The 26,023-nt window shown below is 71.1% G+C and carries 22 protein-coding genes; 4 read left to right on the forward strand and 18 right to left on the reverse strand.

Features of this window, described 5'->3' with window-relative positions; translation table 11 throughout:
• Positions 1-2 precede the first annotated feature (2 nt).
• The 14 genes from eccCa to ACH4G3_RS08455 all read right to left on the reverse strand — a co-directional run bounded on the left by eccCa (position 3) and on the right by ACH4G3_RS08455 (position 15,878).
• Positions 3-3,977, reverse strand: a complete 3,975-nt coding sequence (gene eccCa, locus ACH4G3_RS08390) for a type VII secretion protein EccCa (RefSeq protein ID WP_397623732.1) — start codon at positions 3,975-3,977, stop codon at positions 3-5.
• A 51-nt stretch (positions 3,978-4,028) separates the two neighbouring features.
• Positions 4,029-5,633 carry a MinD/ParA family ATP-binding protein gene (locus ACH4G3_RS08395; protein ID WP_397623733.1) on the reverse strand — a complete coding sequence of 535 codons (1,605 nt, stop codon included), beginning with the start codon at positions 5,631-5,633 and terminating at the stop codon, positions 4,029-4,031.
• 55 nt (positions 5,634-5,688) lie between these two features.
• Entirely contained in the window at positions 5,689-7,026 is a 1,338-nt protein-coding gene (eccD, locus tag ACH4G3_RS08400) for a type VII secretion integral membrane protein EccD (RefSeq protein WP_397623734.1), read from the reverse strand.
• 94 nt (positions 7,027-7,120) lie between these two features.
• Positions 7,121-7,432 carry a hypothetical protein gene (locus ACH4G3_RS08405; RefSeq protein ID WP_397623735.1) on the reverse strand — a complete coding sequence of 104 codons (312 nt, stop codon included), beginning with the start codon at positions 7,430-7,432 and terminating at the stop codon, positions 7,121-7,123.
• Positions 7,433-7,462: 30 nt separating this feature from the next.
• Positions 7,463-7,918 carry a phosphohydrolase gene (locus ACH4G3_RS08410; protein WP_397623736.1) on the reverse strand — a complete coding sequence of 152 codons (456 nt, stop codon included), beginning with the start codon at positions 7,916-7,918 and terminating at the stop codon, positions 7,463-7,465.
• Positions 7,919-8,002: 84 nt separating this feature from the next.
• The gene (locus ACH4G3_RS08415; protein ID WP_397623737.1) at positions 8,003-9,199 is read right to left on the reverse strand and encodes a DUF6508 domain-containing protein; all 1,197 of its coding nucleotides are present in this window, start codon (positions 9,197-9,199) and stop codon (positions 8,003-8,005) included.
• Positions 9,200-9,208: 9 nt separating this feature from the next.
• Positions 9,209-9,613: a hypothetical protein gene (locus ACH4G3_RS08420; protein ID WP_397623738.1), complete on the reverse strand. Its 405-nt coding sequence runs from the start codon at positions 9,611-9,613 to the stop codon at positions 9,209-9,211.
• A gap of 58 nt (positions 9,614-9,671) precedes the next feature.
• A complete protein-coding gene (locus ACH4G3_RS08425) occupies positions 9,672-10,049 on the reverse strand; it encodes a hypothetical protein (RefSeq protein ID WP_397623739.1) in 378 nt (125 codons plus the stop codon).
• Positions 10,050-10,224: 175 nt separating this feature from the next.
• Positions 10,225-10,623: a hypothetical protein gene (locus tag ACH4G3_RS08430; protein ID WP_397623740.1), complete on the reverse strand. Its 399-nt coding sequence runs from the start codon at positions 10,621-10,623 to the stop codon at positions 10,225-10,227.
• Positions 10,624-10,698: 75 nt separating this feature from the next.
• Positions 10,699-13,356: an ADP-ribosyltransferase gene (locus ACH4G3_RS08435; protein ID WP_397623741.1), complete on the reverse strand. Its 2,658-nt coding sequence runs from the start codon at positions 13,354-13,356 to the stop codon at positions 10,699-10,701.
• The gene (locus tag ACH4G3_RS08440) at positions 13,353-13,739 is read right to left on the reverse strand and encodes a DUF6507 family protein (protein WP_037670701.1); all 387 of its coding nucleotides are present in this window, start codon (positions 13,737-13,739) and stop codon (positions 13,353-13,355) included. The genes ACH4G3_RS08435 and ACH4G3_RS08440 overlap by 4 nt, the downstream gene beginning before the upstream one ends.
• A 66-nt stretch (positions 13,740-13,805) precedes the next feature.
• Entirely contained in the window at positions 13,806-14,120 is a 315-nt protein-coding gene (locus tag ACH4G3_RS08445; protein ID WP_397624096.1) for a pore-forming ESAT-6 family protein, read from the reverse strand.
• 81 nt (positions 14,121-14,201) lie between these two features.
• Entirely contained in the window at positions 14,202-14,528 is a 327-nt protein-coding gene (locus tag ACH4G3_RS08450; protein ID WP_020274286.1) for a hypothetical protein, read from the reverse strand.
• Positions 14,529-14,699: 171 nt separating this feature from the next.
• Positions 14,700-15,878: a SpoIIE family protein phosphatase gene (locus ACH4G3_RS08455; RefSeq protein ID WP_397623742.1), complete on the reverse strand. Its 1,179-nt coding sequence runs from the start codon at positions 15,876-15,878 to the stop codon at positions 14,700-14,702.
• A 161-nt stretch (positions 15,879-16,039) separates the two neighbouring features.
• Between ACH4G3_RS08455 and ACH4G3_RS08460 the strand changes: the two genes are divergently transcribed.
• Positions 16,040-17,293 carry a GNAT family N-acetyltransferase gene (locus tag ACH4G3_RS08460; RefSeq protein ID WP_397623743.1) on the forward strand — a complete coding sequence of 418 codons (1,254 nt, stop codon included), beginning with the start codon at positions 16,040-16,042 and terminating at the stop codon, positions 17,291-17,293.
• A gap of 13 nt (positions 17,294-17,306) precedes the next feature.
• Here the strand turns inward: ACH4G3_RS08460 and ACH4G3_RS08465 are convergent, their stop codons facing one another.
• The gene (locus ACH4G3_RS08465; protein WP_397623744.1) at positions 17,307-18,116 is read right to left on the reverse strand and encodes an Fpg/Nei family DNA glycosylase; all 810 of its coding nucleotides are present in this window, start codon (positions 18,114-18,116) and stop codon (positions 17,307-17,309) included.
• Between the two features lie 136 nt (positions 18,117-18,252).
• The gene (locus tag ACH4G3_RS08470; RefSeq protein WP_397623745.1) at positions 18,253-18,738 is read right to left on the reverse strand and encodes a ribose-5-phosphate isomerase; all 486 of its coding nucleotides are present in this window, start codon (positions 18,736-18,738) and stop codon (positions 18,253-18,255) included.
• A gap of 228 nt (positions 18,739-18,966) precedes the next feature.
• On the opposite strand from ACH4G3_RS08470, the gene ACH4G3_RS08475 reads away from it, so the two are divergent.
• Positions 18,967-20,457: an amino acid permease gene (locus tag ACH4G3_RS08475; RefSeq protein ID WP_397623746.1), complete on the forward strand. Its 1,491-nt coding sequence runs from the start codon at positions 18,967-18,969 to the stop codon at positions 20,455-20,457.
• A 58-nt stretch (positions 20,458-20,515) separates the two neighbouring features.
• Here the strand turns inward: ACH4G3_RS08475 and ACH4G3_RS08480 are convergent, their stop codons facing one another.
• Entirely contained in the window at positions 20,516-22,507 is a 1,992-nt protein-coding gene (locus ACH4G3_RS08480) for a serine/threonine-protein kinase (protein ID WP_449657598.1), read from the reverse strand.
• Positions 22,508-22,761: 254 nt separating this feature from the next.
• Between ACH4G3_RS08480 and ACH4G3_RS08485 the strand changes: the two genes are divergently transcribed.
• Complete coding sequence (locus tag ACH4G3_RS08485; protein ID WP_397623748.1) at positions 22,762-23,505, forward strand: hypothetical protein; 744 nt, start codon at positions 22,762-22,764, stop codon at positions 23,503-23,505.
• Between the two features lie 85 nt (positions 23,506-23,590).
• On the opposite strand, the gene ACH4G3_RS08490 is transcribed toward ACH4G3_RS08485, so the two are convergent.
• Positions 23,591-24,172, reverse strand: a complete 582-nt coding sequence (locus tag ACH4G3_RS08490) for a biotin transporter BioY (protein WP_397617911.1) — start codon at positions 24,170-24,172, stop codon at positions 23,591-23,593.
• 449 nt (positions 24,173-24,621) lie between these two features.
• On the opposite strand from ACH4G3_RS08490, the gene ACH4G3_RS08495 reads away from it, so the two are divergent.
• A complete protein-coding gene (locus ACH4G3_RS08495; RefSeq protein ID WP_397623749.1) occupies positions 24,622-25,821 on the forward strand; it encodes an ROK family transcriptional regulator in 1,200 nt (399 codons plus the stop codon).
• Positions 25,822-26,023: the final 202 nt, after the last annotated feature.

The following is a 26,023-nucleotide window of genomic DNA, read 5'->3' on the forward strand; positions in this document are numbered from 1 at the left end:
GTTTACCTCGTCCCCTCGTAGACGGTCTGGATGAGCCGGCTCGGTTCGCCCCTGCGGACCAGCACGCCCCGGCCGGGCGGCTGCTGACCGGCGTACACGCCGGGGAAGAGCTGCCCCTCGCTGCGGTCGCCCGACATCACCAGCGCCGAGGCGCCCGACTCGCGCAGGCTCTGCAGCAGCGGCTCGTACAGGCCCCGGGAGGCGCCCGCGACGCGACGGGTGAGGACGAAGTGCAGTCCGATGTCGACGGCCGAGGGGATGTACGGCACGAAGGGCGCGAGCGGCTGCTGACCCGCCGTGGTGAGGACGTCGTAGTCGTCGACGAGGATCACGATCCGCGGGCCGGAGAAGCTGCCCGGCTCCAGGTCGGCGCCGTCGGCGCTCTCGTCGGGCAGCCGCTTCTCCAGTTCGGAGGCGATGCCGGCGGCGAGACCGGCGCACAGCTTGGTGTTGTAGGCGTAGCCGCCCCGGTACTCCTCCGGGATGACGCCGCGCAGGCCCCGGCGCGGGTCGAAGACGCCGAAGACGAGCTCCTTGTCGCTGTAGCGCTCGATCAGGCCGCGGGCGATCACCTTGAGCAGGTTGGTCTTGCCGCACTCGCTGTCGCCCATGATCAGCAGGTGCTGGTCGTGGTGGAACAGGTCGAGCGGGACGGGGGCCAGCTGCGTCTGGTCCAGGCCGACCGGGACGCGGCGCGGCTCGGTGGCCGGGCCGGGCAGCTGGTGCGCCTCCAGCACGTGCGGCAGCACACGCACTGGCTGGGCGACCTCGCCGGTCCAGGTGGCGCGGATCTGCCGGGCGGTGGTCTCCAGGACCGCGCCGAGGTCGGCGGTGTCGGCGAGGCCGTCGGTGCGGGGCAGGGCGACCTGGGCGAAGAGCTTGCGGTCGGTGAGGACGCGGCCCTTCTCCTCGGGCGAGAGGGTCTCGCCGAGCTTGCGGTCGATGCTGGACTCGCTCGGGTCGTTCAGCCGCAGTTCGACGCGGGTGCCGAACTGGGACTGGGTGGCGATGCGCACGTCGTTCCAGCGCAGCATGCCGGCGACGACGTGGATGCCGTAGCCGCTGCCCCGCTTGAGGATGTCGACGACCGGTTCGTCGAGGTCCTCGAAGTCGTCGCGCAGCGCGCCGAAGCCGTCGATGAGCAGCACGATCTCGGTGCTGGCCAGCTCGGGCACCCGGCCCGCGGCACGCAGGGTGCGCAGCTGCTCCAGCGAGTCGATGCCGTGCACCCGGAACAGTTCCTCGCGCTGGTCGAGCATGGCGCGCACCGAGTCGATGGTGCGGGCCGCGCGCTCCCGGTCGGCCCGGCCGGCGATGCCGCCGACGTGCGGCAGCCCCGACAGGGCCTGCAGGCCGCCGCCGACCAGGTCGAGGCCGTAGATGCCTACTTCCTGCGGGGTGTGGGTCAGCGCCAGCGAGAGGGCGAGGGTGCGCAGCAGGGTGGTCTTGCCGGACTGGGGGCCGCCGATGATCGCGGCGTGGCCGCCGGCGAGCGTCAGGTCCAGGTACCACTGGCCCTGCCACTGCCTGGTCGGGTCGTCGATCGTGCCCAGTGGCACCTGGAGCGGGCCGCGGCGCCCCGCGAGCTGCATGCCGCGCGCACCGACCTGCACCGGGCCGGCGACCTTGTCGAGTGGGACCGCGGCGGGCAGCGGGGGCAGCCAGATCTGGCGCACCGCGCGGGCACCGGACCGCTCCAGCTGGTCGATCATCACGCCCATCTCGGTGGGGCCGGTCTCCCGGCGCCGCATCTGCGGCTCATCGGGCGCCTCGGAGTCCCCCTGGCCGAGGGTGTTGTAGGCCTGGTACTCCAGGGCGAGGGGCCCGGTGTCCTCGTCCTCGTGCTGGACGGGGCCGCGGTAGGCGCCGGAGACGTAACTGGCCTTGAACCGCTCGTAGTGGCTGGTGTCGACCTTGAGGTAGCCGAAGCCGGGCAGCGGGGGCAGGTGGAAGGCGTCCGTGGTGTCCAGGACCGTACGGGACTCGTCCGGGGAGAAGGTGCGCAGACCGAGCCGGTACGACAGGTAGGTCTCCAGGCCCTTGAGCTTGCCGGCTTCGATGCGCTGGCTGGACAGCAGCAGGTGCACGCCGATGGACCGGCCGATCCGGCCGATGGACAGGAACAGGTCGATGAAGTCCGGCTTGGCGGTGAGGAGTTCGCCGAACTCGTCGATCACGACGAACAGGTGCGGCAGCGGCTCCAGGTCGGGGCGCTTCTCGGCGCGCAGCGCGGCGTAGTGGCCGATGTCGGCGACGTTGCCCGCGTCCTTGAGCACCTGCTGGCGACGCTTGACCTCGCCGGCGAGGGAGGCGTGGACGCGCTCGACCAGGCCGGCCTGGTTCTCCAGGTTGGTGATGACACCGGCGACGTGCGGCAGGTGAGCGAACGGGGCGAAGGTGGCGCCGCCCTTGTAGTCGACGAGGACCATGGCCAGGTCCTCCGGCGGGTGCGTGGCGACCAGGGCGAGGACGAGGGTGCGCAGCAGCTCCGACTTGCCGGAGCCGGTGGCGCCGACGCACAGGCCGTGCGGGCCCATGCCCAGCTCGGAGGATTCCTTCAGGTCGAGGAGCACGGGCTCCTTGGCGTCGCTGACGCCGATCGGCACGCGCAGGAAGGCGCGTTCGCCGCGCGGCGCCCACAGCCGGTGGAGGTCGAGTTCGGCCACGTCGTCGATGCCGAGCAGCTGGGCGAAGTCGACCGGGCCGGTGAGCGGGGCGTCGACCATCGACTCCGCGGACAGCCGCAGCGGGGCGAGCATCCGGGCGAGGCCCTCGGCGAAGGGGACGCCGATCTCGTCGACGGTGCCGCGGGCGCTGATCGGCTCCTTCTCGCGCAGGTCCTCGATGACGACGCGCTCGCCGTCGACGGTGATGCGCACGCCCACGCTGCCGGGCTCCTGCACGCGCTGGTCGAGCAGGTGCAGCACGGTGACGCTCATGTCCCGCAGGCCCACCGCGTCGTCGGGGCGCGGCAGGTCCACCGCGTCGCCGCCGTGCGCGTCGGCGAGGACGAGCAGCCGGGACGTCATGGCGAGGGCGTCCTTGCCGGACAGGCCGCGGCGGACCTCGGCCGCGTAGGAGGCGCGGCGGCGCAGTTCGGCGCCGATCTGCCGGGCCAGCTGGGGCAGGGAGGGCGCGATGCGGCGGGCGGCGACGGGGCCGTCGAACTGCTCGGCGTCGAGCAGGTGCGGCAGCCACTTGGCCCACTCCCAGTCGGCGATCCGGTCGCCGGGCACGGCCAGGGCCATGGCCACGTCGTCGGGGGCGTGCGTGGCGGCGGCCTGCGCGATCAGTGCGCGGGCGACGCGCAGGGTGTCCTCGCGCCGGCCGATGACGGTGATGTTGCCGACGCGGTCGAGCGGGACGGTGAGCGGGAGTTCGGTGCCGTTGGCGAAGCGCGCGACCAGGGCGGAGGCCTCGTTCAGCATGAACTCGTCGGGCGGGGTGAGCACGGAGGATCCAGGCGGGGCCACCTTCAGGTCGCGCACCGGCATCTCGCCGGTGCCGACGCGGACCCGCAGGAAGTCGGCGTCGAGCCGGCGCCGCTCCCACAGCCGGGCCGGGTCGCGCACGATGTCGTACAGCGCGTCCGGCGGCGGGTTGAGCACCTGGGTGCTCTCGCGCCGCTCCCGCTCCTCCTTCGACAGCTCCTCCCGCAGGTCCTCCAGGTAGGAGAGGTAGGCCTCGCGCTGGGTGCGGCGGGTGCGCTGAGCCTTGCCTCGCTGGGTGAAGAGCATCACGAGCGAGCCGATGACGGTGACGAGGAGGATGATCGCGCCCAGCCCCGCGAACTGGCTGTTGCGCACGACCGTCATCATCACGACGGAGGACATCACGCCGGCGACGGGCAGCAGCGAGGTCGCGATCGAGCCCGTCTTGCCGTCGGGCAGGTTCGGCGGGGCCTCGATGGTGCGCGGTTCGGGGGCGGCCGGGGGCCTGGTGGTCCGGGCCGGCCGGTGGATCAGTCGGGTGCTCATCGTGGTTGACCTGTCCTGTCGGTCCTGGGTTCCCTTCGTGTGCGGGAGGGGTCAGCGGCGCTTGTGGGAGAGCTGGAAGGCCTCCGCCGCCAGGCGGGTGGCGGCCTCCCTGGTGTCCCGTGCGAGCAGCTCGGTGCGGATCGTGCCGCCGGCCGCCAGATGCCGGTCGTAGGGCAGGACCCGCACGCTCGCCCCCGTCGCCTTCAGCTGCTCGGCCGCCTTCTCCAGGTCGATGCCGGTGTGCGGCACGGTCTCGGTGAGCACGACGACGGTGGAGGTGGTGATGTCCCGGGGCAGCCCGCGCATCCACTCCAGGACCGCGTGCGTGCTGGCGATGCCCTCCAGCGTCGCGGGGACCGTGAGGATCCGGGCCTGGGCGGCGGACAGGGCGGTGCGGGCGACCTCGGCGGGCAGCGTCTCGCAGTCGGCGACGGTCACGCCGAAGTAGCGGCGCATCGCCACCATGATCCGCTCGTAGCCCTTGGTGTCGAGCATGGCCCCGACCTGTCCCTGGCTGCCGGGCAGCAGCCAGGCGTTCTCGGGCAGTTGGACGAGGTAGCCGGTGATGTCGAGGAGCGTCATCTGCGGTTCGACGACGTCGGCGAGGTCGCCGGTGGTCCAGCGCAGGCTCTCCGCGCCGAGCCGCAGCGGCAGCGAGCCGAGCGCCGGGTCGGCCTCGACGGCCAGGACGGGGTCCTGGCGGTAGTGGGCGTAGGTGGCGGTCAGCAGCGCGGCGACCGTCGTCTTGCCGGAGCCGCCGCGGATCGACGTCACCGCTATCTGGCGGCCGGTGGTGACCGGCTGCTGGAGGATCTCGGCGGTCGCGGTGGTCTCCGCCACCTCACGGGCCGCGGAGGAGGAAACGGTACGGCGTACGGCCCTCAGGGCGCGCGCGGCGAACGGCTCCCCGCGCCGGGGTCCCCTGCCCGCCCCGGCGAGCTTCTGGTCCAGGACCGGACGGCTGTCGGGGGTGGAACGGGAGGCGCGGGCGCGGGGCGCGGGGGCCTGCTGCACGTACTGCTGCGGCTGGGGCTGCTCCTGCTGGGCCGGCTGCTGCTCGGCCGCGTGCCGTTCGGCGTGGGCCTGCTGTTCGGCGTGGGCCTGCTGCTCGGCGTAGGCCTGTTGCCCGGCGTACGCCTGCTGTTCGGCGTAGGCCTGCTGCTGGGCGTGCTGGTGCTGCTGCTGTTCCGTGTACGCCTGCTGCTGCGCGTGCTGGTGCTGCACCTGCTGGTGCTGCTCGGCGTAGGCCTGCTGTTCGGCGTACGCCTGCTGCCGGGCATAGGCCTGCTGTTCGGCGTAGGCCTGCTGGGCGTAGGCCGGGTCGTGGTAGGGCTGCTGTCCCTGCGCGGGATAGGCCTGCCGTTGCGCGGCCGCGTACTGCTCGGCGTACGCCTGCTGTTGCGCGTGCTGCTGCTCGGCGGACGTGGGCTGCTGGTACTGCTGCGGGTAGCCGTAGGCCGGTGCCGGCCCCTGTTCTCCCTGCCCGTGTCCGTGCCCCTGTCCCTGCTGCGGGGCCGCCTGCTGTGCCGCCGCCTGCTGCCGGTCCCGCTGCTGGGACGTCTGCTGCGGCTGCTGGGGCGTGCCGCCCCTCAGATCGCGCAGCACGTCGTTCTGCCAGTTGTCCCCGCTCGGCATGTCGCCCTTCTCTCCTGCCACGTCCCGCCGTGTCGTTCCGCGGGAGCGACAGGGTGGGCGTCTGGTCTTCGAAGCCTCAGAACTTGTTGAGCAGCTGCCCGTAGATGCCGAACGCCCCGATGGCGAGCGGGAAGAGCCCGATCACGCCGAGGGACTCGATCAGGTCGGCGAACCTGCGCAGCCGCACCCGGACGTGGTCGGGCGGCTCGATGCCCAGGACCAGCAGCGGCAGCAGTGCCGCGGCCCCCAGCAGCACCAGCGCACCCGCTCCCCCGGCGTGGTCCAGCCACAGCACCGCGAGGCGCACGACGAGCAGCGCGGCCGCCGCGAACAGTGCCACGACCTCGGCGACCAGGGGGAAGGCCCGGGCCCGGGACAGCAGGACGACGGCCACGAGCGAGGCGAGGCCCACCGTCCAGACGGTCGGCTCCTTCGCGGTGGTCAGCATCCAGCCGCCGAGGGCGGCGGACGCCGCGGTGACGATGGTGGCGAGGGCGAGCCCGCGGTGGGTGGCGGCGAGGGCGTTGGCGACCTGGTGGCGGCTCACGGACGTTCCCGTGGAGCGCTTGTCGTCCAGGGCGGTGAGTCCCGAGGCCATCAGCGCGAACCGGGGCAGCAGCCCGAGCAGGATGATGGAGAACACGGCCATCACGGCGCCGATCCGGTCCGCCCGGTCCTGGAGGAGGGCGACGGCCTCCCACACCAGGGCGACCACGACGATCGCCCCGGCCCCGATCAGGCCGCCCTTGCCGAGCGGCGAGCAGTAGGCCAGCAGCACGAGGGTGACCACCAGTGCTGCGGCGATACCGGCCAGCCGGGCCGTCCCGCCCCAGTCGTAGGCGTCGGCGGCGGTCCAGGCGGTCAGCAGGCCGAGCCCGCCGGAGGCGAGCAGCAGCGCGGTGGCCAGGCCCTGGTTGCCCTGGCCGATCCGGGCGATGGCCGCGCCGACGATCAGGAACAGGACGGTGACGACCGCGAGCCCCGTGGTGACGGACTCCAGGGAGAACTCCTGCCGGGCCAGGACGGCCGCGGCCACGGCGAACACCACGGTGGCCACGCCGGCGCTGATGCGGCGGGCGGCCGGGCGCCAGCGCCAGGTCCTCAGGTCGAGGTCGTCCGCGACCTGGTCGGTGACGTCGTGCACGACCGGCGCCGGCGGTGCGGCGTGCGCCCGGACGAGGCGGAGCACGGCGCCGTCGGGCACCTCGGCCGACGCCAGCGTCGCGTCATGGGGCAGCGCCGATCCGTCGGAGGTGATCAGCTGCCGGGTGGTCGGCCGGGTGGCGGCCCGGTCGTCCAGCAACTGGAGTATGTCCGGAAGCAATTGGCCGATCGGTGTGTCCGACGGCAGGACCAGGTCGGCTCGTCGTCGCTCGCCGATCAGGGTGACCCGGCTCAGCTGGGTCCGAGACATCGTTGCTGCGCTCACCACTCACCGGAACCTATCATCGCGTTTTTTCGGCCACGGCCGCGCTGCGATCCGCTCGCGCCGGCCGCGCACGCCCCGTTCACTGTTTCTCCGCACCCTTGCCGCCGGCACCGCTCGCGGAGGCGGCGGGCGTCGGGGCGTACTGCTGCTCCTGCTGCTGTTGCTGCTTCTTCTCCTCGGCCTTCTGCTTCGCCAGCGTGGCCTGGAGGAAGGACCAGCCGATGCAGCCGGCGCACAGTACGGCGGCGATCGCGATGCCCGCGAAGACCTTGCCGAACCGCTCGTCCGCCGTCCGTCGCGCGCGCTGCGTGCCGAACAGCAGCGCGTCGCGCATCCGGCGCCGGCGCACCGCCACCGACTCCAGCAGCTGGCTGTCGTAGTCCCGTGCCATTCAGTCGTCCTGTGCCTTGTTGATCCGTGGTCAGTCGTCCGGGGCCAGGCCCAGGCGCTTCCGCATGGCGGCGTACTTCCGGGTGAGCCGCCGGGCGGTGTGCTCGTCGAGTGCGGCGAGGCGGTGGGGATCGGCGTTGTGCGCGAGGTCGGCGGCCTTGACCAGCCGGGCGCCCGGGGTGTCCAGGATCCGGCGGGCGTACGCCTCCGGCTCCTCGTCCGGCCGCTTGGTCATGGCCCGTACGACGTCCTTGGTGCGCTGCGTGAGGGCGGCCGCGTCGAGCCACTCCTCGCTGAGGACGCCGTCCTCCAGCGCGTCGTGCAGCCAGGCGGCGGCCACCAGTTCGTCGTTCCCGCCCCGGGCGCGCACGCCGTCGGCGACGGCCGACAGATGCTCGGCGTACGGCCGCCCGGCCTTGTCCGTCTGCCCGGCGTGCGCGGTGCAAGCGACGGCCTCGACCTCGGCGAGACTCATCTCCTGCGGCATGCGATCCCCCCTAGCTTCGCTTCCGCAACATAAGACACGAACGCGCCACGCGCACAACCGGGGTGCGGCACTCCCCACACGTCTTCACACACCGCCCGACAGCCCTGTCACGATCACGAAGAGCACCCACAGGGCGGGGACGATCGCGATGTACGCCCGGGGCCGCCGCCGCACGGGTACGCCGGGGTCGTAGCGCGGGCCGAGCGTGCCCGGCCCCGGCGCGGGGAGCGCCTTCACCCTGCGCACGGCCAGGACGTTGCGGACCAGCGTCAACGGCCCGAAGACGAAGAGGGACAGGGGGCTCCACCAGCCCCAGGCGAGTGTGTGGGTGGTCAGCGCGCGGTACACGGCCAGCCCGCAGGTCATGCACATCGGACCGTCCGTCTTCCGGAATCCCATGAGGAGGACGAGGCCCCGGTGCGCGCGGAACGCGACGTCCGCGGCGGGAGAACCTCCGCAGAACCTGCACAGGGGGAGGGACGGATCCGGGCGCTCCGGAAGGTCCTGTTCCGGAAGACGGCGGGGCTCGGGGCCCTCGGGACGGGCTACGGCCGGGGATGCGGGCTGCGCGGCGGCGGGATCGGCGTACCAGGCGCGGAGCGATGCGACGACGGCGTCCAGGAGGCCGCTCTTGAGGGCCTCGTCGATGGTCCCGTCGCAGAACTTCTCCCCGCGCACGACGGCGGTGGCGGCCCGCACGGCGTCGGCGGGCCGCAGCCCGCCCTCCGGGGGGAGCGTGGGCATGGGGTTGTCCATCCACCGGTGCTCGGGCGTGACCGCACCGACGCGGTGGAGGGCGTGGACGGCCCGGAACACGCCCTCGCTGTACTTGGGGAACGGCACGTGGATGGCGCCGCTCGGCGACTTCTGCCCACCGCCCCACTGCACGTCCCGGTCCTCGTCCGTGAGCGCGTCGAAGGCCTCGCCGAGCTCCCGCCACGCCTCGGCGTCGTCGCGGTGGAGCTGGGCGAGGAGGCGCTGGTCGTCGGCCGGGGTGACGACGCGGGCGAGTTCCTCGACGGCTTCGGCGCCGGCGGCTTCGGTGACGGGCCCGACGCCGGGTTCGTGACTGAGCAGGTTGAGCACACCGAGGGGCGTGAGCCCACGCTCGCGAGCCGCACGGACCCGGCCGTACCACTGCGTCCCCGCGTCGTAGGCGCTGCTGCTGCTCGCCCGCCGGTTGATCCACTCGACGTCGTCGGCGTCCGGGGCCGCCCAGGCGTATCCGATCACCTCGCCGTCGGGGGCGGTGACGGTGATGTAGTGCACGGGGTTGGTCATGCGTTGTGGTTACTCACTCTGCGCCAGGGTTTCGACGGCTGCGGCATTCGGGGCCTCGGTGAGGGAGCCGGGCAGGGGGCGGCCACGGCCGCCGGGCTGCGGGTCGCCGTACGGCTCGGCGAGGGTCTGCGAGGGACGGAGCTCGCGCGCCTTCCCCTCGCGCAGCCGGCTGATCCAGGACATACCCGCGTTCACCGCCCGAGGGCCACCCGCCTTCCGCGGTTCATAGGCGGCGGCGTCGTCCGCGTCACCGGCCCAGAGGTACCCGAGGACCGAGCCGTTCTCCTTGTCCACCACGGTGAAGTACTGCACCGGGTTCTCGGTCCAGTCCTGGTACCGCGCCGGTCCGCCCGGCTTCTCCCTGAACTGAAGATCCTCTTCGAAGCGCGGGTTGACCGGTCGTTCCATGCTCATGGTTCGCTTTCTCTGCCACTACTGCGGCAGCGTCAGGGCATCGAGGAGGTGCGGGGGCTCAGCTCTTCGTGGCCAGGCCTTTGACCGCCTGGAGGCTGGGCGCTTCGGCCAGGGAACCGGGGTCGATGCGGCTGGGGTCCTCCGGGCCGTACTCACGGGTCATCTTGGCCAGCGCGGCTGAAGGAGTGAGGCCCTGGGCCTTCGCCTCGTGAAGCTCGGCGGCCCACAGAGCGCCCATGTTGAACGCGTCGCCGCCTGCTCGGCGATACTGCCATCCGGCCGCATCGTCCTCGTCATTCACCCACACGTACCCGAGGACCGTACCGGCTCGGTCCACGACGTCCGCGTACCGCACCGGCTTGTCGGTGGTCCTGTCATAGCGCGGCGGGCTGTCGGCTTCCTCCCACGGCAGGGACTCGGTTAGGCGGGGAGGCACGAGCCGTCCGCGGCTCAAGGTCACGCCCCTTCTGCTGGTACTCGCGCAGAATCACGAACGGTTGCGCGCTGTGAGTCAGGCGCTGGTTGACGGTTCTCGGCGAATGCCCGGGGTCCGGCGGCCTGCCTCGGTTCCCAGGGAGCGGCATCGTCCTCGTCGCAGCCGTGGGTCAGGTTCAGCCACCAGAGACCTGCTCCTTGAGATCGGCAAGCGTTGGCGCCTCGGAGAGGGAGCCCGGAACTGCGTGGCTCTGCCGGCCGTCGTTCGTGCCGCGCGCCAGCTCGGCGAGGAGGGCAGTGGGAGCGAGCTGCCGGGCCTTGCCCGCCCGCAGAGCCCGCACCCACCTGCCACCGGCGTTGACGGCGTTGGCCGACAGACCCGGCGGCACGACCCAGCCGGCCGCGTCGTCCCCGTCGTTCGCCCACACGTAACCGATGACAGTGCCTGTACGGTCGGCGACGCTCAGGTACACGACAGGCCCTTCGGTGGTGACGCTGTACGTCTCCGGGCCTGCCACCTGCTTGAACTGCAGGTCCTCTTCGAAGCGCGACGTGATTGGTTTCTCGCTGCTCATGAAGTCCATTCTCCGTGTATCGGCATGGCCCGCGACGACGTCTCCCCTGTTGGTGCTCCCTGGCGGGGGCGTCCGCTAGGGCCGCCTCGGCAGGACCTCTCCATAGACGTGCCACTTGCCGGCCATGTCCTGGAAGACGCGCGTCACCTTGTACTGCGAACCGCGAGCGAGCAACAACTCCCGCTCGCCCTTGTTCAGGGAGATGTGGTCGATCCAGAGGGCCGGCGTGCCCTGCGGTACCCGAAGGTGCATGATCATCGGCTGGTGGTCGAAGGCCGCGGTCTTGCCGAGCGACGTGGAGGTGAACCCGTCGTCCGTGAAGGTTCTGCCCTCCATGTCCAGCACCGAGTTCACCTCCTTGAGGACGTGGTCATATTCCGTCCCTCGGACGACCATGATGTCCTCGGGGACAGGGCGGCCGCCCATGACCCGGTCCATGTCGTCGACGAGATCCTTCACCTGGGGCTTCAGAGGCACATCGACGTCCCGCAGCTGGCCGTTGATGCTCTTGTAGTAGAAGCTGCTGTACCTCTCCAGCGCCCCCTTGGCCTTGGGGTCCAGGTTGTCCAGGAAGTCGTTCCAGTACGCGTCGCCGTATTCCTTGCCCGCCTTGTTGCTGGTGCTGGGGTAGGGGTTGGTACCCCGCTCCAGCTCCGCCGTGGCCACCGCGTGCCGCTCCGCATCGGTGGCCAGGTCATCGAACTCGTCCGCCGACATGATCGGCTTGTACTCGAACGGTTCCCCGGCCCCGCCGTGCCCGGGTACGTCCGTGCCCTGGTGTCCCGGAGCCACCGGCGTGTCTGTGCCGTGGTGCACGGCGGCGTCGGCCGCTCCGTGGCCGATGTCCGTGTGATCGCCGGCGTGCACCGCGTCGCCCGCGTGGCCGGCGCCGTGCGAGGCGTCGTCGGCGTGACCGGCGCCAGGGGCGTCGTAGCCGTGGCCGCCGGTGCCGGGGACGTCATGACCGCCCGTGTGCGGCGCGGCCGGGGCGTCGTGCACCGGGTTGGTACCCGTGGTCTGGCTGTACCAGGGAGTCCCCGCACCGGGGTGACCGCCCATATGCGGTGTGGTGGTCGGTGTCGTGTCGTAGGACGAGGGCGGAGGCGCCTGGTCGTACGCCGACGGAGCCGGTGCGTGATCGTAGGTGCCCGGCGACGGCGCGTGGCCGTACGGCGAACCGGTCGGCGTCTGGCCGTACGGTGCGCCGGACGGCGCCTGGCCGTACGGTGCGCCGGTCGGCGTCTGGTCGTACGCGGACGGAGCGGGCGTCGGGTCGAAGGTGCCGCCCGGGGTGTGGATCGGGGCCGTGGGGGGTGTGGTGTAGTGCCCCGGACCGGCCGCGTTGTCCACCGTGTGCGCGGCTCCGTCGACGCCGTGGGGAGCCCCCGCGTACGACGGTGTCGGGGCGCCCTGCGTCGTCCAGTGGGCCGGAAGCGTCGGGGTGGTGCCGTGCGGGACGGTCGGGGTGGTGCCCTGGGGGACCGTCGGGGTGGTGCCGTGGGGGGCCGGTGTCGTGTCGATCGTGCCGTTGGGCGAGACGAGGTTGCCGTCCGGGGCCAGCTGGTGGCCGTCGGGGAGGTGGACCGAGCCGTCGGGGAGCGTGGGGATGTCGATGTTGCCGACGCCCTTCAGGCCCTTGGCGATGTCGCCGATCTTGGACAGGCCGGCGCCCGCGCCCTTGGCTATGTAGGTCATCGGGTCGATGACCCGGCCCGCCTTGCCCGCCACCGACAGGGCCTTGGCGACCGCTCCCGCCTTGCCCGCGCCCGAGGCCGCGGCACCCGCACCACCGGTGAAGACCGTCGTGACCACGTTGAACGTGACCGCTCCGGCGGCACGGGCGGGATTCTTGCCCCACTGATCCCACGCCACCAGCGCCTTGCCGGTCTCCTTCATCGCCGTGCGCGAATCACGCAGCCAGCCCGGCATCTCCTTGTCCGACGCCGTCCAGAACCACGCCTGCGCCCCGGGGATCGAGGTGATGACCAGGCCGGTCGCCAGCTGCGCCAGGCCCTTCCAGGCCTGCCCCATCGCCTCCCAGCCACCGAAGCCGACCAGGGTGCCCAGGCCCTTGATCGTGCCCCAGATACCGTCGACGATCAGCCCGTCCCAGACGAAGGACTTCACCCAGTGGCCGACCTCGTACCAGTGGTGCTTCTCCTCCACCGGGTCACCCCAGGGGAGTTTGGCGTTCTTCATGTCCTCGGCGTTGAAGCCGTACTGGTTCTTCTTCTCCGAACCGTCCCCGGCCACCATCTGCGTCCCGCCCCACAAGGCGGTGATCTTGTTGTGGCAGGTCCGCTCCGCCGCCCAGAACGCCGCGACCGTCGCGGTGATCTCATCGCGCAGCTTGTTGTGCTCGTCGACCTTGTCCTCGTCGTACTCCCACTCGTCGTCGTCCTTGACCGAGTCGACGAAAGCCACCGCCTCGGCCTTCAGCCGCTTCAGCTTCGCCACCAGCGGCCGGATCTCCGTCGCATACGACGACAACGCCCCCGACACCGTCTGAAGGTCATCGGCGAACGCGTCCGCCTTCTCCTTGACCGGCTTCGTCGTGGCGAACAACTGCTCCGCCTCCGGAGCCTGATAGAACGCCGACAAGCCCTGGAAGCGGGAGTGGATGTCCCCGCCGGCGTCCCGGACATGACCCGCGTCCTTCTTCAGATCCGCGTAGTCGGTCTCCAGCTGCTCCAGATTCCCCGTGAACTGCGGGATCTTCTCCGGCTGGATCACCGCTTACCGACTCCCGGCAGATCCACGGCGGGCGCCTGCAGCGTCTTGCGCTGGGCCTCCGCCGCCATCTCCTCGTCACCGTTCAGATACGCCGTGGTGGCATCCACCGCGCCCTGCAACGACTTGCCCGCCCGCGCCGCGACGAACTTCAGATCCTTCGTCGCGTGCTCCGCGAACTGCGACAACGCCAAAGCGACCAGACCGCCCTGCGCCTTCTCGCCGCCCTCACCGCCGCCCTCGGCGGAGACGGTGCCCGCGCTGGACGCCGCCGACGTCAGATGCTCACCGAACGCCTTGGCGTACTTCTCCAGCTTCGACGCCGCATCACCCGTCGTCTTCAGCACATGCGAAATACCCTGCGGCTTCAAATCCCAGCCGGGCACCGAAAACCCCCGTCACACACAACCAACGAACTTCACCGACACACCTACAGCGGCAACAGCGGCTGCTCAGCCGATGTTGTCCACCGCCGCCTTCGCACGCTGAATCGTCGACTGCGCCGTGCCGTCGTTCTTCTCCAGCGTCGTCTTCAGCAGATGAATGATGTTCTTGACCTCTTGCGAGGCCTTGTTCCACCGCTGTTCCTTGCCGTGGTACTCATCCGCCACGCCATCCGCCGTGAAGTCGGCCATCGCCGCCTTCACCTGCTTGTCACGCTCGGTGATCAGCGACTCCAGACGGCCGATCACCCCCTGGATGTTGGACTGCGCGTCCGCCGACGCACCCGTGTCATACGACCTGCGGTCCGAACCCGCGCCTGCCATCACACACCACTCCCCGAGAAACCGAACACAACCAGAAACCCAACCGGCGAAACACCGGCAGCAACCGAACGCCGCCAGCCCTCAGCGGAAACGCGCGGCGTCGAAGTTCGCCGCCGACATCTGCTGACGCGCGTTGTCACCCTGCTCCTGGTCGCCCGAGGAGAACGCCGAGTCCATGCCCGACTGACCGCCCAGGATCGCCGACAGCGACGAGTTCAGATCCGACGCGATCCGATCCGCCCGCGCCTTGAACTGGTTGAACATCACACGGCCCGAACCGTTGAACTTACCCTCCAGCGGCTGCGCCGCCGCCACCAACTGACGGACCAGACCACCCAGGTCATCCGTCGAACCACGCGTGTCACGCTGCAACGTCGACAGCGTCTGCGACCCCATGTCGAACTTCATCGCGCTAACTCGCCTCCCCCGTATGGGCCATCGCGGCGACCGCTTCCGGCCGTCCTCAAGTCTTGTCAATAATCTCTATCAACACGACAGTTGCCTGTGCAATCGGGGTCCGGTTCGGTCGCAGAAGCACCACACAATCATGACCGAACCATGGATCGGGCGGTCCGTGCGTCAGCGGGCGGACGCGGCCGTCGGGCCCTCCCGGCAGATCAGCAGCAGGGCCCGGTCGTCGTTGACGTCCTTGGCCACCGCCTCGATGAGGTGCCAGGCGGCACCGTGGAAGCCGCCTGCGACGTAGCGGTCGGCCTCGCCGGTGAGGCGGTCGATGCCCTCGACGATGTCGCGGTCGGAGGTCTCCACCAGGCCGTCCGTGAACAGCATCAGCACGTCACCCGGGCGGAGCGAGCCCTTCACCGGGTCGAACTGGGCGCCGTCGTACACACCGAGGAGCGGGCCCTCGGCCGCCTTCTCCTCCCAGCGGCCACTGCCCGCGCTGAGCTGGAGACCCGGCGGGTGGCCGGCGGAGTAGAGCTCGTAGTCGCCGGAGTCCAGGTCGAGGACCAGGTGGATGGAGGTCGCGAAGCCCTCGTCCCAGTCCTGGCGGAGCAGATAGCCGTTCGCGGCCGGGAGGAAGGCGTGCGGCGGGAGGGAACCCAGGAGGCCGCCGAACGCACCGGACAGGAGCAGCGCGCGGGATCCCGCGTCCATGCCCTTGCCGGATACGTCGGTGAGGACGACCTCGAGCGTACGACCGCCGTTGGTGCGCGCCGCCACCACGAAGTCGCCCGAGAAGGACTGGCCGCCCGCCGGGCGCAGCGCCATCTCCCGGTGCCAGCCGTCCGGCAGGCCGGGCAGCTTGCTCTGCACCCGGATGCGTTCGCGCAGGTCGAAGAGCATGGTGCCGCCGCGCCGCCAGGGCACACCGACCCGGCTGCGGAACTGCGCCAGCAGCAGCCCGAAGAAACCACAGGCCGCGACCACGAGCACCACGCCCGGGGTGACTCTGGACGGGCCTTCTGTGTAGGGGCCCAGCCGCACCGACTCCACGATCAGTGCCGTGGCCGCCGCCGCGTACAGGCCGAGCAGGCTCGCCGGGCGCAGCAGCAGGCCGCCCACGACGACCGGCAGGACCAGCGCGGCCGGCGAGAACCACACGGAGTTCGCCAGCGTCGCCGCCGCGATCACCGGAACCATCAGGAGCAGACCGGCCAGGGCGATCCAGTCCGAGCCGTCGCCGCGGAAGTAGTCCACGGCGGCTCGGCGCACGCCGACGCGGGCCCGGTGCCACTGCTTCTTCAACCGGGCCGTGAACGTCTCGGCTTCCGCGCGCCGCTCTCGTCCTGCTGCCATTAGTTCGGGACCCTATCCATCGGACGGGCCGCTTGGCACGGGAGGTCCTACTTGTCCCCCGTCCGAGGGCCGACTTCACAGTGAACTTCACGGTGCGCCGCCCGTCGCCGGCCGGGAGAAAATCCCTCGCTCGCCCCGCACTGCCCTGGTAGGCATGGCTCATGGTGACTGACACGGCCGGCTCCGCGGCGACCCTGCGAGTGCTTCGGCAGGACGACTGGGACACGTGGTACGACACCCTCCTCCGCGCCTTCGGCGGAGTGCCCGAGTCCGCCGAGGAGCGGGAGTTGTGGGACGCGCTGACCGAGTACGACCGTTCGCTCGGCGTCTGGGACGGGGACGCCTGCGTGGGGACGGCGGGGGCGTTCTCCTTCCGGCTCACCGTGCCCGGCGGGGCCTCGGTGCCGGCCGCGGGCGTCACGATGGTGAGCGTGGCCGCCACGCACCGCCGGCGCGGTGTCCTGACCTCGATGATGCGGCGGCAGCTGGACGACGTCCGCGCCTGGGGTGAGCCGCTGGCCGTGCTCACCGCCTCCGAGCCGGCGATCTACGGCCGGTTCGGATACGGCGCCGCCACCTTCCAGTTGCACGCCGAGATCGACACGAGTCGCGTGCGGCTGACCTCGCTGCCGGCCGGTACGGACGACGTACGCCTGCGCTACGCCGTTCCCGCCGATGTCGTCGACGTGTGCGAGGCGGTGTACGCACGGCTGGTGCCGTCCCGGCCGGGGATGGTGGCGCGGCTGCCCGGCTGGGAGCGGCTCGGGGTGCTCGATCCGGAGAGCGGGCGGGAGGGGGCGTCGCCGCTTCAGTGCGTCCTCGCCGAGCGGGACGGGGAGACGGTCGGGTACGCGCGGTACCGCGTCAAGCCGGGCTGGGAGCACGCCGGGGCCAACGGCACGGTGACGCTGGAGAACTCCGCCGCGCTGGATCCCGCGGCGGACGCGGCGCTGTTGCGGTTCCTGTTCGGCATCGACCTGACGTCGACGCTGGCGCTGCGGGGGCGGCCGGTCGACGACGCGTGGCAGTACATGGTGTCCGACATACGGCGGTGTCAGCCGCGGTTGCGGGATTCGCTGTACGTACGGCTGGTGGATGTCGGGGCCGCGCTGGAGGCGCGGACGTATCAGGCGCCGGTGGACGTGGTGTTCGAGGTGGAGGACGCGTTCTGTCCCTGGAACGCCGGGCGTTGGCGGCTCAGCGGGGATGCGAAGGGGGCGTCCTGTGTGCGTACGGCGGATGCGGCGGATGTCGCGTTGTCCGTACGGGAGTTGGGGGCGGCGTATCTCGGAGGCGTGTCGCTGGCCTCGCTGGGGGCGGCGGGACGGGTGCGGGAGCTGCGGCCGGGGGCGCTGGCGGAGGCGTCGCTCGGGTTCGGGGCGGCTGTGCCGCCGTGGTTGCCGCACGGGTTCTGACGCCCGGGCCGTTTCAGGGGCGTTGGCAGGCCGGGCACCAGAAGAGGTTGCGGGCGGCGAGATCGGCGGTGCGGATCTCGCCGCCGCAGATGTGGCAGGGCAGGTTGGCCCTGCGGTAGACGTACACCTCGCCGCCGTGGTCGTCCACGCGGGGCGGGCGGCCCATCGCCTCCGGGGTGTGTTCCGGGCGGACGGTGTCGATGCGGTTGTTGCGGACGCCCTCGCGCATGAGCTCGACCAGGTCGGTCCAGATCGCGTGCCACTCGGGTGGGGTGATGTCCTTGCCGGGGCGGTACGGGTCGATGCGGTGCCGGAAGAGGACCTCCGCGCGGTAGACGTTTCCCACGCCGGCGATGACCTTCTGGTCCATGAGGAGGGCGGCGATGGTTGTACGGCTGCGGGTGATGCGGCGGTACGCGGTGTCCGGGTCGGCGTCGTCGCGGAGGGGGTCGGGGCCGAGGCGGTCGTGTATCGCCTGCTTCTCCGGGGGTGTGATGAGGGCGCAGGTGGTGGGGCCGCGCAGGTCGACGTAGGCGGTGTCGTTCGCGAGGCGGAGGCGGACGGTGTCGGTGGGCGGGGGCGCGGGGGCCGGGCCGAAGGTGACCTTGCCGAAGAGGCCGAGGTGGATGTGGATCCAGTCGGTGGCGTGGAAGCCGAGGAAGAGGTGTTTGCCGTGGGCTTCCGTGTGGGTGAGTTCCGTGCCGGTGAGGAGGGCGGCGGCGTCGGTGAACTTGCCCTGGGGGCTCGTCACCCGGGGGGTTGTGCCGAGGAAGGCGGTGGCGTAGTCGTGGGCCAGTCGGTGGATGGTGTGGCCTTCCGGCACAGGGGCTCCCCTCTGGTGATCACGACGGCCGGACGCGCCTGAGCACCGGCGCGGTATGCGCGCCGGGCTCAGGACAGGACAGGGCGGATGCCGGAGCCGGACGCAGCGCGCAGGGCTCGGACCGGTCCGGGCGCCGTTACTGCTGCGGGTGGTGGGGCGGGATCGGGGGGAGGTCGCCTGTCGTTTCGTACGTGGCGAGCATGTCGATCCGGCGAATGTGACGTTCGTCACCGGAGAACGGGGTGCTGAGGAACGTCTCGACGAACTTCGTCGCCTCGTCCTGCGAGTGCATGCGCGCGCCCACGGCGACGACGTTGGCGTTGTTGTGCTGGCGGCCGAGGGCCGCGGTCTCCTCGCTCCACGCGAGGGCCGCGCGGACGCCCTTGACCTTGTTCGCGGCGATCTGCTCACCGTTGCCGGAGCCGCCGATGACGATGCCGAGGGCGTCGGTGTCCGCGGCCGTCCGCTCCGCGGCGCGGAGGCAGAAGGGCGGGTAGTCGTCCTGGGCGTCGTAGATGTGCGGGCCGCAGTCGACGGGGTCGTGACCCGCCGCCTTCAGCCACTCGACGAGGTGGTTCTTCAGTTCGTAGCCCGCATGGTCCGAGCCGAGGTACACGCGCATGGGACGAGTGTGACACGGATGTTTCGGGGCAGGCGCGCGGGGTGGCGCTCACGAAAACTTGACGTGATTGTGAGCCGGATTACGGAAGCTCAGGAAAACCTCAAGTAACAATCTGGATTCAAAGGTTCTCCTATCCGTTCACCTCCGATTCACTGGACCGGCTCGTATAACCGCTCGTACACCGCTCGTACGGGCAAACAGCTCCCCGGCGCAAAGGAAATCCGCTCCATGACCTCGCAGCCGACTCTCAAAACGACAGGAAACGAACCCGGTGACGGCTCCGGGCTCCAAGCCGGGCTCAAGAGCCGGCACCTCTCCATGATCGCCATCGGTGGTGTCATCGGGGCCGGCCTGTTCGTCGGGTCCAGCTCCGGTATCGCCACCGCCGGGCCCGGCATCCTCCTGTCGTACGCCCTCGTCGGCACGCTCGTCGTGCTCGTGATGCGGATGCTCGGTGAGATGTCGGCCGCCAACCCGACCTCGGGTTCCTTCTCCGCGCACGCCGACCGGGCGCTCGGGTCCTGGGCCGGTTTCTCCATCGGCTGGCTGTACTGGTTCTTCTGGGTGGTCGTGCTGGCGGTCGAGGCGACCGCCGGTGCGGTGATCCTGGAGGGGTGGATACCGGCCGTGCCGCAGTGGGCCTGGGCCCTGATCGTGATGCTGGTGCTCACCGCCACCAACCTCGTCTCCGTCGGGTCGTACGGAGAGTTCGAGTTCTGGTTCGCCGGGATCAAGGTGGTCGCGATCGCCGCGTTCATCGTCATCGGCGGGCTGGCCGTCTTCGGGCTCCTGCCGGGTGTGGACAGTGAACAGGCCGGGCTGAGCAACCTCACCGAGCACGGAGGCTTCCTGCCCCACGGTCCCGGGGCGATCCTCACCGGTGTGCTGCTCGTCGTCTTCTCCTTCATGGGCAGCGAGATCGCCACCCTGGCCGCCGGTGAGTCCGAGAACCCGCAGCAGGCCGTCACCAAGGCCACCAACAGCATCATCTGGCGTGTCGCCGTGTTCTACCTCGGCTCGATCTTCGTCGTGGTGTCCCTGCTGCCCTGGGACAGCAAGTCCATCACCAAGGACGGCTCGTACGTCGCCGCGCTCGACTCCCTCGGCATTCCGCACGCCGGCCAGATCATGAACTTCATCGTGCTGACCTCGGTGCTGTCCTGTCTCAACTCCGGCCTCTACACCGCCTCCCGCATGGCCTTCTCGCTCGGCCAGCGCGGTGACGCGCCGAAGGGCTTCGCCCGGACGACGGCCAACGGCGTGCCGCGCACGGCGATCCTCGCGTCCGTCGCGTTCGGCTTCGTCGCCGTGTTCTTCAACTACAAGTTCCCGGACTCCGTCTTCCTCTTCCTCGTGAACTCCAGTGGCGCTGTCGCCTTGTTCGTGTGGCTGGTGATCTGCTTCTCCCAGCTGCGGATGCGGAGGATCATCCAGGCCGAGGCGCCCGAGAAGCTCGTCGTGAAGATGTGGCTGTACCCGTACCTGACCTGGGCGACGGCCGCGCTGATCGTGTTCATCCTCGGGTACATGCTCACCGACACCGAGCACGACGGCCGCGAGACCATGCTGCTGTCGCTGCTCGTCGCGGCGCTCGTCCTCGCCGTCGCCTTCGTGAAGGAGAAGGTCCTCGGGGGGCGGCGGGCCGCCGCTGCCGCCGCGCAGGCGCAGGAGCAGGCGCAGGCGCAGGACGACAGGCGGGACGAGGTTTCGGCCGGCTGACCGGCCCTTTTCCCGGTGCCCCCCGTTCGTGGTGAACGGGGGGCTTTCCCGTTGCCGCCTACAGCACCGTGAAGCTGTCCTTGACCTTCTCGTACGTGCGGAGGGCTTCCGTTTCGACGCCGGAGTCGTACCAGGTGTTGATCTGGTACGACTTGCCGTCCACGTTGAAGCCGAAGAGGCGGGCGTGCCAGTGGACGCCCTTCAGCGTGAACGTGTACTCCCAGACCACCGCCGGGTGGCCGCGGAACGTCGTCTCCTCCAGACGGACCTTGCGGTAGTCCTCGCCCTGGTGGGCGTTGCGCTCCGAGGTCTGCCAGGTCTCCAGCAGGTCACCGCGGGCCAGGGACGACTTGCCGACCAGTTCCTGCGTGCCGTCCGGGGAGGTGTAGTGCACTTCCGCGCCCGTCTTCACGTCCCGCCGCCAGCCGTCGGGTGTCGCCCAGGCGAATCCTCCGGCCTCCCGGTGCGCGCCCGGCGGCAGGCTCTGCGGCCTGGATGTGCCTTCGACGGTGGGTGAGGGCTCGCCGCCGGTCGTGGGTGGTGCGGAGGCCGAGGAGCCTGCTCGGGGGGTGTCGTCGCCCGGTGAACCGGATGACGTCGCCAGCACGATTCCTACGACGGCGCCGACCGTCGCGACCGTGGCCGCCGCGGCGGCGAGCACCGTACGGCGGTGGCCGGCGCGGGGGCGGGCCGCGGCCGGAGTGGCGGGGCCGGGCAGTTCGCCCGGCGGCATCGTGGTGGGTGTGGGGATGGGTGCCGGCGTGGGGCGGGGGCCGCACTCCGTCGCCGCTTGTGCTCGGGTGAGGGAGACGGGGCTCGGGCGGGCTCTGGTCGTGGTGGTGTGGGGCGTAGTGGTGGCGGTGGGGGGTGGCGAACTGGCCTTGTTCGGTTCGGTCTTCGCCGTGGGTTTGGGTGCGGATGTGGGGGCGGGTGCGGGTGTGGGGGCGGGCTGGCGGGGGTCCTTCGGGGTGGGCCGCCCGGGGGGCGGGAGAGGTGGCGGGGCCGGTGTCCGCAGGTCCGGTTCCGGGACGGGGTGTTCGTCCGGCTCGGGGCGCTCGGGTTCGGGCCGGGGTCGTCGCTCCGGCCTCGCGGCGGGGTCCTGAGCCGGGGCCGAATCCGACACCGGCTCCACGTCCGACGGCTCCGAGTCCGGCTGTTCCGGTTCCGGCCAGGGCTCCGGCTCCGGCTCCGGCTCCGGCTCCGGCAACCCCGTTGTCCGCTCCAGTCGTTCCCGTACCGGACCCACCGCCACCGTAGGCGTCGGCGCCGGGAACGCGACCGGGTCCAAGGCCGCTTCCAGTTCCTCCAGGCCGGGGCGGACCGACGGCTCCTTTTCCAGCAGGGACGTCAGGACGTCGCGCAACGGGCCGGACGTGGCGGGGAGTTCGGGCTCCTCGTACAGGACCGCGTGCAGGGTCGCCAGCGTGGTGTCGCGGGCGAAGGGGGAACGGCCGCCGAGGGCCGCGCAGAGGGTCGCGCCGAGGGACCAGACGTCGGACGGTGGGCCCTGCGGGCGGCCGGAGATGCGCTCGGGAGCCATGTAGTCGGGCGAGCCGACCAGCATGCCGACCATGGTGAGCGCCTTGGCGTCCTGGATCGCGGCGATGCCGAAGTCCGTGAGGACGACACGCCGGGCGGCGGTGCCGCGTGCCGGTCCGGCCGGCCCGCTCCCGGTCTCCACCAGCACGTTGCCCGGTTTGATGTCCCGGTGCAGCACTCCCCGCGCATGGACCTGCCGCAGCGCCGCGACCAGGCCGAGCCCGATCCGGGCCGTGTCGCGGGGGTCCAGCGGTCCCTCCTCCGCGAGGATCCGTTCGAGGGAGCGGCCCGCGACCAACTCCATGACGATCCAGAGGCGTTCGCCCTCGTCGACCACGTCGTAGACCCGTACGACGTTGGGGTGGTCGATCCGGGCCGTGGCCCTGGCCTCGCGCAGGGTGCGTTCGCGGCGCGTCCTGCTGTCCTCCGCGTCGAGGCCGTCGATACGCATTTCCTTGACGGCGACCTGCCGGTCGAGTATTTCGTCGGCGGCTCGCCACACCCGCCCCATTCCCCCCTGCCCGATACTTTCGACCAGCCGATAGCGCCCCGTCACCAATATCCCTGGAACACCGCCGATGTTCGCATTCCCCGGCAATCCGCTGCACCCCCTCCGCGACGCCGCGACCGACTCCAGTGAAACACAACGGTCACACTTCGTGCCGTACCAGGATAGTGCCGGGAAATCTTGTGGTAGCTCTTTCAGTACTGGCGAATTCTGGCGCAGGCCAGGGCAGTCCAGGGGGACGCAAAGGGGGGACGAACATGAGTTCTCGTCGCACGGCGGCAGTCGCGGGATCGCTGGTAGCAGCATCCTTCTCGGCCGTGGTGATCCTTTCCGGAACAGCCGGAGCGGAAGACGAAGGGCCCGCGAGCAGCAAGGGAGGAAAGGTCGTTGACGAGGCACCGGCGCGGGTGAAGCTGACCACGCTGCTGCCCGAGAAGATCTCGGTCGACAACGACTCCGAAAAGACAGCGCTCACCGCCACGGTGAAGAACGAGGGGAACAAGGACAGCGGGAAGATCCAGCTTTTGGTCGTCGGTTTCGACGGACTCACCGTCAAGAACGTCCAGGGGTGTTCCGCGATAGCAGAGAACAATCTTCCGGAGGGTTCGAACAGCGGTTTCAGCTGCCCCGTCGGCAATCTCCCGGCCGGTGAGTCGAAGTCGTACGCGGTCGACGCGACGTACGACCTGGGCAAGACCGGGAAGATCTGTCTGCCCGTGCAGACGGGCGACGGGAAGAAGACGTTCTGGCAGCAGGGCCCGGTGCCGTTCGGCACGACCAATCCGTCGCCGGACGCACCGGCGACGCCCCTGCTGCTCGGCACCGACAACGAGCCGGTCTCCCCCGGCAAGCCGGACTCCCCGGGCGGCAAGGAGCTGCCGAAGACCGGTCCGGCGCGGGATCTGCTGCCGCTGGGCGCGGCCGGTGCGTCGTTGCTCGCGGCGGGTGTGGCCGGAATGTGGTGGGCGCAGCGGCGGCGGCCAGGGGTTCAGGAGGGCTGATCCAGTCCCTGCCGACCGTGCTGACGCCAAGAGGCCCGCCGGGGGCGTGACGCCCCCGGCGGGCCTCTTGGCAACGCCTACGGGTTCAGCGCTTGTTCGCGAACTTCCATGCCGTCGGCAGCGCCCCCATCGCCAGCGCCGCCTTCAGCGCGTCGCCGATCAGGAACGGCGTGAGGCCGGCCGCGATCGCGGCGGTGGCGGACATGCCGGTGGCGAGGGCCAGGTAGGGCACGCCGACGGCGTAGATGATCGCCTCGCCCACCAGCATCGTGCCCGCCATGCGCAGCATCGAGCGGTCGGCGCCGCGGCGGGCCAGGGCGCCCACCACCGTGGAGGCGAGGATCATGCCGAGGATGTAGCCGAAGGAGGGGGCGACGCCGGACGTGCCGCTCGCGAACCACGGCACACCGGCGAGGCCCGCCACGGCGTACAGCGCCAGCGCGACGAAGCCGCGCCCGGCACCAAGGGCGGTGCCGACGAGCAGCGCGGCGAAGGTCTGTCCGGTCACCGGCACCGGGGAGCCGGGCACGGGCACCGAGATCTGCGCGGCGAGGCCGGTGAGCGCGGCTCCGCCGAGCACGAGGGCCGCGTCCCGGACACGGGATGCGGGCAGCAGGTCGGCGAGGACCTGCCCGGTGCGGGCGGGTGTGGCGGCAGCGGTGCTCATGGGGACTCCGCGAGGGTGAGGGCGATGGGACACCGTGACGCTATCCCAGCGCGCTCACCCCGATCACCGTCAGCGCTCGACAAAGGCGTGGACCGGCAGTTGGTCGGCTTCGGACAAAGGATGCGGGTTACAGCCACCACGGCGTGATGCCAGTCACGGTGATGGGGTGCCCTGCGACACGAGAGGCGGGAAACCGGACCTCTGTAGGTTTCCCCCAACGTCGCCGAGCCCGCCGTCTCGCCCGTCGGTCACCGTCTGGGCAGCCCCGGGCCGTTTTGCTAGCGTCGCGGACATGGTTGCCCAGGCCCGGTACTTCTCGTCGCGTCGCTACGTCGACCTGCGACGCCAGGGCACGGCCACCTGTCGCCGCCCTCTGTGAGGCGGGGCGGAGGGGATCCGGCTCGCCGATCGAGACGGCGCAGTGTCGGACCGGCCCCAGGAAGATTCCCATGCCCCGTACCGCGGCTCCCCTTCTGACGTCCACCGTTCCCCGTGTCGCCGACAACGACCGGCGCCGCACCAGCGCCAGTGCCGTCCTGCGGGCCGTGCTGGAGCACGGCCCGGTCGCGCGCAGCACCATCGCCCGGCTGACCGGCCTGTCGCCGGCGTCGGTGACCGGCTACTGTGCCCGGTTCGCGGAGTCGGGGCTCATCCGCGAGTCCGCCGAGCTCCGGCGCTCCGGGGGCGTGGGGCGACCGCACCAGCCGGTCGACCTGGACGACTCCCGGTTCGTGGTCGGCTCGGTGCACGTGGCTGTGCCGCACACCACGGTCGCGCTGCTGGACTTGCGCGGGCGCGTGTTGGCCCGGCGGGAAGTGAAGCACGAACGCACCGATCCCGCGGTGGTGTTGGCGCGGGCCGCCGACGTGCTGGCGGCGCTGCTCGCCGGGACTCCCGGCAGCAGGGCGCTGGGTGTCGGTTTCGCCGCGGGCGGCTGGGTGGACCGGGACTCGGGCACCGTCGTCGAGCATCCGCTGCTGGGCTGGCGCGAGGTGCCGGTGCGGGAGGTGCTCGGCGCGCACACCGGGCTGCCGGTCCATGTGGACGGGCACGCGCGGGCGCTGGTCAACGCGGAGCGCCTGTTCGGTGGGGCAAGGGGCAGCCGCAGCGTGCTGCACCTGTTCGCGGGCAACGTGGTCGACGCGGCGTTCGCCACCAACGACGAGGTGCACCACGGGCCGCGCTCCCAGGCCGGGGCCATCGCCCATCTGCCGGTGCCGGGCGGCACGGAGAACTGTGACTGCGGCCGGATGGGCTGCCTCCAGGCCGAGTTGAGCGAGCGGACCCTCTGCCGGCGGGCCCAGGAGGCGGGGATCGTCGACGGAGTGAACCCGATGCACGTGGTCGGCGCCGCCGCGGCCGGTGACCCGGTGGCCGTACGGCTGCTGACGGAGCGGTCGCGGAGGGTCGGGCGTGCGGTCAGGCTGCTGCTCGATGTGCTCAACCCGGAGCGGGTGGTCGTGACGGAGATCGGGATCATGTACCGGGAGGACTGCCTGACCGCGTTGCGGGATGAGGTCGAAGCCGGCCGCGCCGCGACCGTGTCACCGAGCAGTTTCCTGGATTCCGTTCTGGCCGTGGCGGGTGGTTCGGTGGCGCTCGACGTCCTTTACCGGGATCCGCTGGGCGTGTCACCTGAGGTCATTTAATTCAGAAACTCGGAATGTTGACAGGAGTGACGCATGGCCGGGAACATCCTGTTCATGAGCCCGCTCACGAGCTGTCGCACTCTCTGTTGCTGACCCGTTGACGCGCCCCCGGCGCCCGTTCACGGAGCGCCTTCTCCTTCCCGTGTGAAATTCACGTGAATTCCCCTGCCCGGCTTTTCCTGCCCGGAATTCCGCGTGCTGT

Origin of the sequence: Streptomyces afghaniensis, from assembly GCF_044327915.1 — a bacterium.
GTDB classification, from domain to species: Bacteria; Actinomycetota; Actinomycetes; order Streptomycetales; family Streptomycetaceae; genus Streptomyces; species Streptomyces afghaniensis.